Below are 12,204 nucleotides of genomic sequence, written 5' to 3' on the forward strand. Positions count from 1 at the left end.
AAACACTAATTTTCACTCTCTATTGACAGGACCAAAAAAGTAATGGCTGAATATTCTGAAGAACTGAAAATTGCCAAAAAAGCGGCTGGTAAAGCATCTGAAATTATCAAAGAATTTCGTGACAACCACAATTTCGAAATAAATTTCAAAGGGAAAAATGATCTGGTAACCGATGCGGATCTTGCCGCTGAAGAGATGATTCTGAGTATCATCAGGGATGCGTTTCCGGATGATCGCATTCTGGCCGAAGAAAGCTCTACTCAGAAGGTACTGCCGGAAGAGCGGACCTGGTTGGTAGATCCTATTGACGGTACAACCAATTTTGCGCACGGTTTTCCTGTATTTTGCGTCTCAATAGCTCTTTGGGAAAAACAGGAAGCACGCATGGGACTTATTCTTGAGGTTAATAAGCAGGAATATTTTCATGCTATAAAAGGTAAGGGTGCCTATTTAAATAATGATCCTATTCACGTTTCCTCGATTGAAGATTCACAATACTCAATGATCGGGACCGGTTTTCCCTACAATGATTTAAGCTTACTGCAGAACTACCTGAGAATTTTCGAATGGTTGCTGCACCGAACTCAGGGAGTGCGAAGACCTGGAGCTGCTTCCTATGACCTCTGTTGTGTGGCTGCCGGAAGATTTGACGGGTTTTATGAATATGCACTCAATCCGTGGGATGTAGGCGCTGCCGGATTACTGGTACAGGAGGCCGGCGGTAAAGTCACCGATTGGCAGGGAGGCAGCAACTGGCTTTTCGGCAGACGGATTGTAGCAGGGAATCCCGAGATTCATGACTTTTTAATCAAAGCCATCCGTGAGCATTTCACTGAAGCTGAGATTAAAGGCTGAATTTGAGACGTTTACCGTTTAACTCATCTCATTGGTTTTGTTTCAAAGAAGGCATTAAAAGAATTCAGCGGTATCGGACCGTTATAATATTTAAATGGCTCTCCATAGGTTGCTCCGATCAAGTGTCCGTAATGCCGAGCCCGGGCTTCAATATTTTTAAAAAAGGAAGTGCTTGATATATAGGTTTCGGGTTCATCAGAGGGTTCAGAAACATTGAATTGGGTTTCGAAAGCAAGAATCGCTTCTTTTTTAATATCAAAGGTATCGGAAATATCTACTACAATATCCGCTTCAAAGGGACGATCCTGCATATAGTGCAAGACGTGTGAGGGTCTCCATCTCTCTTGTTCCTCGCCATCCCCATTTTGGGTCTCAATTTTTGTTAATCCGCTGTAAAAAATGGCATCAAGGGCAAGCCGGGTTCCATTACCGTGGTCGGGATGCCGGTCATCAGGTGCACCGACCAGGCATACATTCGGCCGGTATTTTCGGATAGCCTGAATTATCTTCAGTTGGTAGCTGCGAATATTTTCCAGACGGGTATCAGGCAGGCCCAGATTTTCACGAACCTGCAGGCCGATGATTTCAGACGCCCGATCCGATTCCTTCATACGTTCCTCAGGGGTACCGCGGCTACCCATCTCGCCTTTAGTGAAGTCGAGTACGCCAACTGTTTTGCCTTGTTTAACCAATTTTGCAAGGGTACCGCCACAGCAAAGTTCGGTGTCGTCGGGGTGCGCAGCCAGGGCCAGGACGTCTAAATTTTCCATATCAGAATTTAATTGTAGTTTGCTTAAAGCATCAATGAATAAAAGCGGGTTTAAAATAAGTTAATTTGTAACCAAATTTTAAGTTTTCCGTAGTATATTAATTGAATAAGCGAAGCACTTTGGGGTTTTAATGATTGATTTGTCAGGATAAATATTTAGAGTAAGATCTGAGAAGCCCAATCGATAAACTCCCGAAACAGGATAAGAAAACCAAGCTTCGCAATGTTAATCCTTTTGGGCACTAATCCTTATGTCTAAAGTTTCACGATTTATTAACAGTACCTGGGAAGGTCTGAAAATATCCCTTGGGGCATTGGGTATTAATAAAACACGATCTATCCTTACAACCCTCTGTATTATTATCGGTATCGTCATGGTTACTCTGATGAACGCAATCAGCAATGGCATGGATGCAGAATTCGATAAGAGCATGGCCATGATGGGACAAAACGTGGTATATGTTGAGAAACAGCCATGGGGAGGAGGTCCCAACTACAAGTGGTGGGAATACCGCAATCGCCCGGAAATGAGGCTCAGTTATATTGAAGAGATAGAAGATGCCAGCCGGTTTGCTTCCTATGTTTCAGCAGCTGCTGCCCGGGGGACGTCTATCCGTTTCGAGGATAAAAGTGCCGAAGAAGTATTTCTGGCAGGTGTAACCGATGATTACTTTAACACTGCCGGGTTATCGATTGAAAGGGGACGTATTTTTACCTCCCAAGAGGTGCGCAGCGGATCAAAAGTGGCGGTGCTGGGTGCCACGCTGGCCGAGAAGCTGTTTGAAGAGCAGAATCCACTGGGCAAGACTATTAGGGTAGGCGGGCAAAAGTTTCGGGTTATAGGTATTCTGGAGAAGCAAGGAAAATTTTTAGGCCTGGCTGATATGGATCGAAGGGCCACAGTGCCAATTACAGCCTATGGACAGATTTTTGGACTCCGAAGCGGAATACAGATCGCAGTGAAGTTTCCCAATGAAGAGGCTTTTGAAGAAGGGCAGTATGAAATCGAGGGCATCATGCGCAGGGTCCGGCAGCTCGATGCCAAAGAAGACAACAATTTTGAAATTAACAAGCCCCAGGCATTTGAGGCCCAGCTCTCTTCATTCAAAGCGGGACTCTATGCCGTTGGAGGAGGGCTGACGGCGCTCTCGCTCTTGATAGGGGGTATTGGGGTGATGAATATCATGTTTGTCTCAGTTAGGGAGCGAACCAAGGAAATCGGTATACGCAAGGCGGTCGGTGCAAAATCGTGGGAGATCCTCTACCAGTTTCTTATTGAGGCGGTAGTGATGTGTCTGATGGGCGGCCTGATGGGCCTGCTCATAGCCTATCCACTGAGTCTGCTGATTAACCAAATTTTCATTGCCACTATTGACGTTAGCGTCGTTATTGCAGCCTTCATCCTCTGTTCCATAGTAGGACTTGTGTTTGGATTTATCCCTGCCTACAAAGCAGCTAAATCAGATCCTATTGATTCACTCAGGTATGAGTAATTATGAATATTAAAGAGACATTTTCCCAGGCATACGATTCCCTCAAGGCAAATAAGCTCCGTTCTTCTCTTACTTTGCTTGCTCTGGTAGTCGGGGTGTTTTCGGTTATTGTTTCCACAACCGCAGTGGCTGTGCTGGATAACTTTTTTCAGAATACCATGAGCATCATGGGCGGAGACGTGATTAATATTTCCCGCACGCCGTCGGTGCAGATCGGTGATGGCGATCGTAGAAGCCTGAGAAACAGGCAGCGGATCACATTTGATACAGCGGAAGAACTCCAGGAGCGCCTCAGGCTGGCCAAAGATATTAGTCCTGATGAAACATTCGACTTCACGAAAGTAATTTATGGGGATGAAGAGACTGAACCGACAGTAAGGATCGTAGGCAGTAATGAATATTATCTGGATAACAATGCCTATGAGCTTAGAGATGGTAGAAACCTGAATTCAGAAGATATTGAGTATTCACGTCCCTTTGCAATATTGGGTCACGACATTCAGGAAGACCTCTTTCAGACAGAGTACCCGCTGGGTAAAAACATCCGGGTATCGGGACAGCAGTACCAGGTTATCGGATTACTTGAAGAGAAAGGGAGTATATTCGGGCAGTCGCTGGATAATATTGTCATCATACCATATACCACAGCGCTGAATATCTATGGCGGCAACCGGAATATCGATATACAGGCTAAAGCTCCTGCAATGGAGTATCTCGAAGCAGCAATGGACGAAATCACAGGGGTGATGCGCGTCATCAGAAAAGTAGCGCCCGGCATGGAAAATGATTTCGAGATTGAAACCAATGACTCACTGGCCGGTACTTTCGACCAGTTTACCTTTATCTTATACGCGGTTGGATTTATAATTGGCGGTATTACCCTTTTCGGTGCCGGCATCGGCGTGATGAATATCATGCTGGTTTCGGTTACAGAGCGTACCCGTGAAATCGGTATCAGAAAGGCGGTTGGGGCCACACGAAAAGCTATCGTCTCCCAGTTCTTGATGGAAGCCATCTTTATCTGTCAGCTTGGTGGAATCATAGGCATAGCCCTGGGTATTCTTGCGGGAAACGGTATGGCTGTTTGGATTGAAACAGAGCCTGTGATACCCATATGGGCGGTCACAATGGGATTTTTCGGGATGTTTGTTATCGGAATAGTATTCGGAGTCTATCCTGCATTCAAGGCAGCACAACTCGATCCTATCGAAAGCCTGCGTTACGAATAACCTAGTTATGCGCTCTCATTAGAGCTCTGCATTACCGGCCAAGGGTTTAGTCTATTAGCGAATATGGTCCCGACATCAATGTTTACAATTACATCCGGTCTCTGCATCTTTGTTTTTATCATTCTTTTTGAAGGCAGGCTTCAATTTACCCGGAATCAGGAATGTCCATACCAGCCAGCCGGCTGCAACAATCAACAATAGGTAAGCAACTATATCTTGCATATTCAATGGTTTTGCTGATTTAACAATAATTACATCGAGTACTGTTACGTTATAAAGTACTGGCCTCCCTGATAAACAATCAAGGATACAAGGTATGCTAATCCGGTCATATAGCATAACATAACCAGTGGCCATTTCCAGGTATTGGTCTCCCTACGCACAATAGCCAGCGTACTCATGCACTGCATGGCCAGGGCAAAAAATACCATTAGGGATAATGCAGTCAGCACAGAATATACCGGTTCCCCCGTATCGGGGTCTACATCATTGATCATTTTCTGTTTGAGGGTAACCACATCTCCTCCGGACTCTTCCACACTGTAAATCGTATTCAGTGTTCCTACCATGACTTCACGTGCAGCGAAAGAGGTCAGCAATCCTATCCCAATTTTCCAGTCAAATCCAAGCGGTTTAATAACAGGTTCAATGAATTGACCGAACTGGCCGGCATAGCTATTTCTAAGCTGAATACTTCGACTTTTGTTACGTTCGGCATCACTCAGATTCTCCGGAGTATCCTGTTTTTCAGTCTGGCTGATCTGGGTTGACTGTACCTGTTCCGGGTTGGCTTCCGGTTTGGGATAAGAAGCCAAGAACCAAAGCACAATACTGATGGCAATGATGATACGGCCCGCTTCCTTGACAAAAATCCAACCGCGTTCCAGCATATTTATCGCAACCGCTTTTAAATCAGGTGCCTTGTAAGTGGGCAGCTCCATGATAAAAGGTTTGGGATTGTGATCGGTAAAAATCTTCTTGAATACGAAAGCCGCCACCAATGCGGTAATAATACCAAACAGATAAAGACCGAAAAAGGTAAGTCCCTGCAGGGAAATAAATCCCCATATGCGGGTCCCCGGTATAAAAGCTGCAATTAACAGTGCATATACCGGTAAACGGGCAGAACAGGCCATAAAGGGTAGTACCATGATAGTAATCAGGCGATCTCTCCAGTTTTCAATGGTACGGGTTGCCATGATTCCCGGAATGGCACAGGCAAAACCTGACATTAGCGGTACCACGGAGCGCCCGTGGAGACCGATTTTATTCATGAATCCGTCCATTACAAAAGCGGCGCGGGCCATATAGCCGGTTTGTTCCAGAATGGATATGAAGAAGAAAAGAAACATGATCTGCGGAATAAAGACCACTACTCCCCCGAGGCCTGCCAAAACACCTTCCACAATTAATTCATTTAGAATGCCCGGCGGGAGATAACTGGATACTAAATTGCCACCCTCTATAAAGGCCAATTCAATCAGGTCCATGAACGGTTCGGCCCAGGTAAATATGGATTGAAACATGACCAGCAAAATTGTCACAAATATGATCGGACCCGCAACTTTGTGGGTGACGACGGCATCAATACGGTCGGTCCAGTTGGTTTTCTTTTCAGCATCTCCTATTACCTGATCCAAAGCCTTGTCGATAAAATCATAGCGAGATAACACCTCTTTGGCCATCCAGTTATCGCCACGCTTGTCTATATAGTCACGGGCTTCTTCTATAACTTTTATAGCCCCTGATTCCTCCAATTCTTTGGCTTTTGCTTGATCATAATCACTACTGATTAGCTTCAGACTTTCCAGATACCAGGCATGTTTTGGCTTGTCGGAATGGGTTTTTAGCCAACGATCGATCACTATATTCATCGCACTTTGCAGCACCATATCCGGGTTCCAGGCAAGGGGGGGAGGCGGTTGGAAATCGAATCCTTTGATGGCCTCAATAATCCTGTCGCGGTCTTTATCCCTTTTGGAGGTCAGGGGAACCATGGGGATACCCATTTGCTCCTCCAGTTTAGGTACATCAATGGTGATACCTCTATCACTGGCAATGTCCATCATGTTTAACAGTACAATAACCGGCAGACCAAGATCCATTATTTGCGTTACAAAAAACAGGTTCCTGTCGAGGTTGCTGGCATCGGCAACTACGAGTATCAGGTCGGGTTGCTGCTCATGCTCATATTCGCCGGTCAGGTTTTGATAGGCTATGCGTTCGTCTATGGTTTTGGGAGAAAGGCTGTAGGTACCCGGGAGGTCGATAATTTCATGCGATTGGTCCCCGATCTTTAAGGTTCCGCTTTTACGTTCAACGGTAATTCCCGGGTAATTGCCTACTTTCTGTTTCAGCCCGGTTAAGGCATTAAAGATGGTTGTTTTTCCAGTATTAGGATTTCCTACTAGTGCAATCTTTAGCTCTCGGTCAATCACTTGGCTAATACTTCTTCATGTTCTAAAAAAATACAACTAGCCTCCGGTTTTCGAAGCGCTAATAGATTGCCCCTAATTTTTACCTCAATAGGAAACTCGAAAGGTGCCGAACGTATCACATGCATTTCCGTACCGGGAGTGATTCCCATTTCCATAATACGTACGGCTATTTTTCCCTCTACCGTTTGCACTTTAACTCTTCCGGGACACTTAATATCAGCCAGTGTACGATGTTCCATAGTTCTTATTGTACCTCAGTGATTGCTGAGTAAGTTATTTATTTAGAAATAATCTAAATAAATATATAAATAGTTTGGCTATAATAGAAACAGAAAGAGCTCTTAAAATGAGGAAATTTATAAGATGTATTGTCCTTAAAAGTAGGAGCAACCTAAGCTTTCATGTATGGTTTATCGCGGGGATGTAAATATGTTATCAATCCGGTTATCCGGGTCGTGAAGTAACACCTTGAATGTGGTAATGCCAATAAGGCAACAAATTTTATCTGATGCATAAAATGGGCAGCGCAACGTTTTGAAACTATTGCCGTATTTAAATTTTAATCGAAGTCTATCATTGAGTTAAAGCCAACATTCTTGTACTATTCATGTATAACAAAAAAATAGATGCTATGGATGAAGAAATTCTACAAAATTTAAACAGAAGGCTGGATAACGCACTTGACAGAGGCCGCAAGGTAGTAAAGGATGAACAGCTGTCAGAACGACTGGACGAGCTTAAAGATCAGGCCGAATCAACCATACGAAAACACCCACTCAAGAGTGTTGCAATAGGATTGCTTGCAGGTTATATCGTCGGTAAAATATTCAGCTCGGAAGAGTAGGTTAACATATGTCCGAAAAGAATAGCGATCAGCTTGGAAAACGCTTTCGTACCATTACGGGTGATCTCAAGCTGTATATCGAAAAAAGAATTGAATTGCTGCTGCTGAATATAGGAGAGCAGTATTCTCAGTGGATGGCTGAATCCATCCAGAAACTGACCGGTATTTTCCTGCTTTTCGGAGCTTTTGTTTTTGTTCTTGTAGCTGTTGCCATATACCTCGGCGAGTTACTGGGGTGGCCCGGCTTGGGTTATGTTATCGTTTCAATACCCTTGTTTGTTACCGGACTGTTTTTCTTCTATCTGAAACCACGTAGCCTGGCTGAAAACCTCCAGCAACATTTCGAATCTGAATTGATAAAAGCTTTAACACAAAATGTTGAACAGGACGGGAAGAAACATAATGAACCTTTAAACCTGCCCGAAAGCACCGAAGAAAAAGTAAATTAATATCATGGCTAAAGATAAGATTGACCGACTTGAGGAAAAAAAGAAAGAGCTTAAAGCTGAGCTGGAAAATATACAGCATGAACTGGATCAATCGATCGACGGTGTCAGAAGTGACATGAGTTCCAAGCTGGATCCGGTTGAATTTATCAAGAAGCATCCACTGGAAGTGGTAGGAGCATCGGTACTGGTAGGTTTTCTGGCAGGTCACTCAGGCAGAGAGGGCAGAAGGCACAGAAGTTCATCAGATGATGGGATAAGCGATACACTACTTTATGAATTGAAGAGACTGGCTACAAAAAAAGCTATTTCATTCGCCGGCGATTATCTGGAAAAGTTTTTATCAGATAAAAAAGAAGAGATACTCACATCCGAAAATGGAAGTGTAAAAAAAGATTAAAATTTTAGGCAGGCCAACCTTTTTATCGAAAAATCTGTCTCTCATTGTAACTTGCGAACCCATTGTTCGTGTAAGTCTACCAAATTAGTCCAAAATCATTAATCAATTTATCAGCTTTATGCAGAAAGTGATTCTAGTACTTACCCTTATTCTGGCTATGACATTATCGCTACAGGCGCAAGATGTTGAGGAGATTACCCTTCAGGAAGCCATAGAGATAGCGCTTAAAAATAATTATCAGTTAAAACAGGCCTCAAATAATCTGGATCTTGCTGAGAAAACCATTTTCAGTGAATACAGCGATTTTTTACCATCCATCAGCGCAGGACTTGATGGGTCAAGCAGAAAAGGTCAGCAGCTGGTACGTCAGGGCGATACCCAGGTATTCCAGGATAATGTGACGAACGGATTAAGCGGTCGTCTAAGTGCTAGTCTTCCCTTATTCAGTGGTTTTGACAATATTATAAGTCTGCGCATAAGTGAAGCGGATAAGCTTTCTTCGGAAGAACGATTTCAACGGGCTAAAGAAAATGTCATTTTCAATACAGCTTCTGACTTTTTGCAGTTATTGCTGAACAAAGAGCTGCTTCAAATTGCACAAGAGAACTTGGCATCCTCCGAAAAACAACTCGAACAGGTGAGAGCCCAGGTTGAGGTGGGTTCCAGACCGACAGTGGATTTATATAATCAGGAATCAACGGTAGCTAGCAACGAATTGACCGTAACCAGAAGGGAGAACAACCTGCAAATCAGCCGTCTTTCACTTATTAGACAGCTTCAGATAGACCCTTCAGGAAATTATGAATTTATTACACCGGAGTTAGATACAGAATCGGTTTCCATGAGTACCGGTACTGAATATTCTATTGAAAATCTGGTCGATCAGGCTTTGGAAAATCGATCGGACCTAAAAGCTGATATGGCCGAACTCAGAACACTTGAGCTGCAATTGAAGCAGGCGAAGTTTGATCTTTTCCCGACCTTAAGTGCCAGCGCCAGCTTGTCGTCAAGCTACAGTGACCAATATTTTGGTGGAGGGGTTAGCTTTAGTGACCAGTTTTGGGATCAGAACTACACTTCTTCCGTTGGTTTATCATTAAACATACCCATTTTTAACAACTGGAATCGTATGAATCGTATTCAATCAGCCCAGGTAAATCTCAAGAATGCTGATCTGGGTCTGGAAAATACGAGACTCCAAATTATTCAGGAAGTTTATCAGGCGTATAATGATTATGTTTCTTACATCAAAGAGCTGGAATCGACTGATAAAGCATTGACAGCAGCCGAAAAAACCTACGAAACACAACAAGAGCGATATGAAGTAGGTGCAGGAACATTGATTGAACTCAGTGACGCCAATGCCCAGTTTGTCCAGGCACAAGCCAACCGGGCTCAGGCAGTGTTCAGCTTTATCTTTCAGAAGAAATTGCTGGATTATTATCTCGGAAAACTTAACCAAGATATTTCGCTCAATTAACTTTTTACACATTTAGGGCTATGGGCAAAACAGGGAAATCCCCTACTAAAAAACTACTCTATATCGGGTTGGGCTTTGTGGTAGTAATCGGGGTACTGGCTATAGTAGCAAGTGCTATGGGCTGGTTAGGAGGAGAGAGTGAAGGCAAGACTGTAGAAACGGCTACGGCAAAGCTTAAAACTATAACCCAGATTGTTTCAGCTTCGGGGAAAATTCAACCTGAGGTTGAAGTGATATTGCGCCCGGAAGTCTCTGGGGAGATCATTGACTTGCCCGTTAAGGAAGGTGACTACGTACGAAAAGGTGATCTTTTGGTACGTATCAAACCGGATATTTACCAGGCTCGCATTGATGAAATTAATGCCTCGCTGCTAACTCAGAAAGCGCGCATGGAACAGGCACGTGCAAGTCTCATTGAAGCAGAATCGCGCTTCAACCAGCAAGCTACTCTCTATGAGAAAAATCTAGCTTCTCAGGCTGAGTATATTCAGGCAAAAAGCAATTATGAAGCGCAGCAGGCCAATTTTAATGCCGCAAAATACCAGATGCAGAGCATTGAAGCTCAGTTGGACCAAGCCAAAGAAGAGCTTCAGAAGACCATCATTCGCTCTCCTCGCGACGGTACGATCAGCAAGCTGGCTGTTGAGCAGGGTGAACGGGTGCTGGGTCAAACGCAGATGACCGGAACCGAATTGATGCGTATTGCCGACATGAACAACATGGAAGTGCAGGTCCAGGTCAACGAAAACGATATCGTCATGGTATCACCCGGTGATACGACCAATATCGAGGCGGACTCATATCCTGACCGGTTGTTTAAAGGAATAGTAACTGAGATAGCCAACTCCGCAGAAGTCACGGGGCAAGGTACCAATGAGCAGGTGACCAACTATGAAGTTAAGATTCGCATCATCACGCCTCACAACCTGGCGATGGCGGGTAAAGAACTTGAAATGAAAGTGAGTGCTGAAAACCCGGAAACTGCCTTTTCTCCCAGCTTTAAACCGGGTATGTCGGCCACCGTAGATATCGAAACAGAGACCGCCTTTAATGTGGTTTCGGTTCCCATACAAGCAGTAACGGTTCGCGATTTTGCCAAAGATAAAGCTGAAGCGGACTCAACCGCACAGGATGAAGAGGCAGAAGCTGATAACGATACGATGTTGCCGGAAGAAGATCTAAGGAAAGTGGTATTTATAGTCGAAGATGGCAAAGCTGTACGTCAGGAAGTGGAAACCGGCATCAGTGACAATACGCATATTCAGATACTCTCCGGTGTAGACACCAATCAGGAAATAGTAATTGGCAGTTACCGAACACTATCACGAGATTTAGAAGACGGAGATAAAGTCAAAGTAAATAATAACAGGCTACAACAATTAGCATCCGGAGACTAAGGCGATTATGGCGAGACCAATAATAGAGATTAAAGATCTGAAGAAGATCTATCAGATGGGAAGCACAGAGGTTAAGGCTCTAAACGGTGTAACCTTCGATGTGATGGAGAACGAATATATTGCTATTATGGGTCCCTCAGGCTCGGGTAAGTCAACTTTAATGAACCTTATAGGGTGCCTGGATACGCCTACTTCCGGAAGCTATATTTTAAATAACCAGGATGTAAGCGAACTTGAAGATGCCGAACTTGCCGAGGTGCGCAATCGCGAAATCGGATTTGTCTTTCAGACCTTTAACTTGCTTCCGCGTACTGACTGCCTCTCAAATGTGGAACTTCCACTCATCTATTCCGGCATAAAATCAGCCGAACGGCATAAACGTGCAGCAGAAACACTGACGCGCGTTGGTCTGGGTGATCGTATGGATCACAAGCCAAATGAACTTTCCGGTGGACAGCGGCAACGTGTAGCTATTGCCCGGGCTTTGGTCAACAATCCATCGATTCTCCTTGCCGACGAACCTACCGGTAACCTGGATACCAAAACAGGCGATGAAATCATGAAGCTCTTTGAAGAGCTCTATCGTGCGGGAAATACCATATTAGTCGTTACCCATGAGGATGAAATTGCCGATCACGCCCGCCGTATCATAAGGCTGCGAGATGGGATCATCGAAGTGGACCGCAAAGTGGAAAATCCGCTGTTGGAAAATATGGAGCTCAACATTACCGCAGATCCGGCGTGATATTTTAGAAATCAGAATACAGAATTCAGAACTCAGAATGTTTATACTTGAATTTTGAATTCTATTTGGAATAATAAATCTCCCGTCTCCTGAATTCTGTATTCTCCA

General features: G+C 44.2%; 13 protein-coding genes. 9 read left to right on the top strand and 4 right to left on the bottom strand.

What is annotated here, in order from left to right; genetic code table 11:
• The first annotated feature begins 42 nt into the window (after positions 1-42).
• Positions 43-855 (top strand): inositol monophosphatase family protein, encoded by an 813-nt coding sequence (locus tag G3570_RS05405; protein WP_165140077.1) that lies wholly within the window; start codon positions 43-45, stop codon positions 853-855.
• Positions 856-878: 23 nt separating this feature from the next.
• On the opposite strand, the gene bshB1 is transcribed toward G3570_RS05405, so the two are convergent.
• Complete coding sequence (gene bshB1, locus G3570_RS05410; RefSeq protein WP_165140079.1) at positions 879-1,625, bottom strand: bacillithiol biosynthesis deacetylase BshB1; 747 nt, start codon at positions 1,623-1,625, stop codon at positions 879-881.
• Between the two features lie 250 nt (positions 1,626-1,875).
• On the opposite strand from bshB1, the gene G3570_RS05415 reads away from it, so the two are divergent.
• Together G3570_RS05415 and G3570_RS05420 are read left to right on the top strand one after the other, a co-directional pair.
• Complete coding sequence (locus G3570_RS05415) at positions 1,876-3,117, top strand: ABC transporter permease (RefSeq protein ID WP_165140081.1); 1,242 nt, start codon at positions 1,876-1,878, stop codon at positions 3,115-3,117.
• A 2-nt stretch (positions 3,118-3,119) separates the two neighbouring features.
• A complete protein-coding gene (locus G3570_RS05420) occupies positions 3,120-4,346 on the top strand; it encodes an ABC transporter permease (protein ID WP_165140083.1) in 1,227 nt (408 codons plus the stop codon).
• A gap of 75 nt (positions 4,347-4,421) precedes the next feature.
• Here G3570_RS05420 and G3570_RS05425 read toward each other — a convergent pair whose 3' ends face one another.
• The 3 genes from G3570_RS05425 to G3570_RS05435 are packed head-to-tail and all read right to left on the bottom strand — an operon-like array spanning position 4,422 to position 7,023.
• Entirely contained in the window at positions 4,422-4,568 is a 147-nt protein-coding gene (locus G3570_RS05425) for a hypothetical protein (RefSeq protein WP_165140085.1), read from the bottom strand.
• A 44-nt stretch (positions 4,569-4,612) separates the two neighbouring features.
• Positions 4,613-6,784 (bottom strand): ferrous iron transport protein B, encoded by a 2,172-nt coding sequence (gene feoB / locus G3570_RS05430; RefSeq protein WP_165140087.1) that lies wholly within the window; start codon positions 6,782-6,784, stop codon positions 4,613-4,615.
• Positions 6,781-7,023 carry a FeoA family protein gene (locus tag G3570_RS05435; RefSeq protein ID WP_165140089.1) on the bottom strand — a complete coding sequence of 81 codons (243 nt, stop codon included), beginning with the start codon at positions 7,021-7,023 and terminating at the stop codon, positions 6,781-6,783. Before G3570_RS05435 ends, feoB begins: the two co-directional genes overlap by 4 nt.
• A 368-nt stretch (positions 7,024-7,391) precedes the next feature.
• On the opposite strand from G3570_RS05435, the gene G3570_RS05440 reads away from it, so the two are divergent.
• The 6 genes from G3570_RS05440 (at position 7,392) to G3570_RS05465 (ending at position 12,096) form a co-directional block, all read left to right on the top strand.
• Entirely contained in the window at positions 7,392-7,628 is a 237-nt protein-coding gene (locus G3570_RS05440) for a hypothetical protein (RefSeq protein ID WP_249066727.1), read from the top strand.
• A gap of 8 nt (positions 7,629-7,636) precedes the next feature.
• Positions 7,637-8,077, top strand: coding sequence for a phage holin family protein (locus G3570_RS05445; protein ID WP_165140091.1), 441 nt, complete (start codon positions 7,637-7,639; stop codon positions 8,075-8,077).
• Positions 8,078-8,081: 4 nt separating this feature from the next.
• Positions 8,082-8,474 (top strand): hypothetical protein, encoded by a 393-nt coding sequence (locus G3570_RS05450; RefSeq protein WP_165140093.1) that lies wholly within the window; start codon positions 8,082-8,084, stop codon positions 8,472-8,474.
• Positions 8,475-8,592: 118 nt separating this feature from the next.
• Positions 8,593-9,954: a TolC family protein gene (locus tag G3570_RS05455; RefSeq protein WP_165140095.1), complete on the top strand. Its 1,362-nt coding sequence runs from the start codon at positions 8,593-8,595 to the stop codon at positions 9,952-9,954.
• Positions 9,955-9,974: 20 nt separating this feature from the next.
• Positions 9,975-11,351, top strand: a complete 1,377-nt coding sequence (locus G3570_RS05460; RefSeq protein ID WP_165140097.1) for an efflux RND transporter periplasmic adaptor subunit — start codon at positions 9,975-9,977, stop codon at positions 11,349-11,351.
• 7 nt (positions 11,352-11,358) lie between these two features.
• Entirely contained in the window at positions 11,359-12,096 is a 738-nt protein-coding gene (locus G3570_RS05465; protein ID WP_165140099.1) for an ABC transporter ATP-binding protein, read from the top strand.
• Positions 12,097-12,204 lie beyond the last annotated feature (108 nt).

This window comes from Halalkalibaculum roseum (assembly GCF_011059145.1).
GTDB classification, from domain to species: Bacteria; Bacteroidota; Rhodothermia; order Balneolales; family Balneolaceae; genus Halalkalibaculum; species Halalkalibaculum roseum.

Excerpts from the sequence above, each read along its gene's own strand:
- G3570_RS05415 (WP_165140081.1), top strand. The coding sequence starts at position 1,876 with ATGTCTAAAGTTTCACGATTTATTAACAGTACCTGGGAAGGTCTGAAA.
- G3570_RS05420 (WP_165140083.1), top strand. The coding sequence starts at position 3,120 with ATGAATATTAAAGAGACATTTTCCCAGGCATACGATTCCCTCAAGGCA.
- G3570_RS05435 (WP_165140089.1), bottom strand. The coding sequence starts at position 7,023 with ATGGAACATCGTACACTGGCTGATATTAAGTGTCCCGGAAGAGTTAAA.
- G3570_RS05440 (WP_249066727.1), top strand. The coding sequence starts at position 7,392 with ATGTATAACAAAAAAATAGATGCTATGGATGAAGAAATTCTACAAAAT.
- G3570_RS05460 (WP_165140097.1), top strand. The coding sequence starts at position 9,975 with ATGGGCAAAACAGGGAAATCCCCTACTAAAAAACTACTCTATATCGGG.
- G3570_RS05425 (WP_165140085.1), bottom strand. The coding sequence starts at position 4,568 with ATGCAAGATATAGTTGCTTACCTATTGTTGATTGTTGCAGCCGGCTGG.
- G3570_RS05450 (WP_165140093.1), top strand. The coding sequence starts at position 8,082 with ATGGCTAAAGATAAGATTGACCGACTTGAGGAAAAAAAGAAAGAGCTT.
- G3570_RS05405 (WP_165140077.1), top strand. The coding sequence starts at position 43 with ATGGCTGAATATTCTGAAGAACTGAAAATTGCCAAAAAAGCGGCTGGT.
- G3570_RS05445 (WP_165140091.1), top strand. The coding sequence starts at position 7,637 with ATGTCCGAAAAGAATAGCGATCAGCTTGGAAAACGCTTTCGTACCATT.
- G3570_RS05465 (WP_165140099.1), top strand. The coding sequence starts at position 11,359 with ATGGCGAGACCAATAATAGAGATTAAAGATCTGAAGAAGATCTATCAG.
- G3570_RS05455 (WP_165140095.1), top strand. The coding sequence starts at position 8,593 with ATGCAGAAAGTGATTCTAGTACTTACCCTTATTCTGGCTATGACATTA.
- bshB1 (WP_165140079.1), bottom strand. The coding sequence starts at position 1,625 with ATGGAAAATTTAGACGTCCTGGCCCTGGCTGCGCACCCCGACGACACC.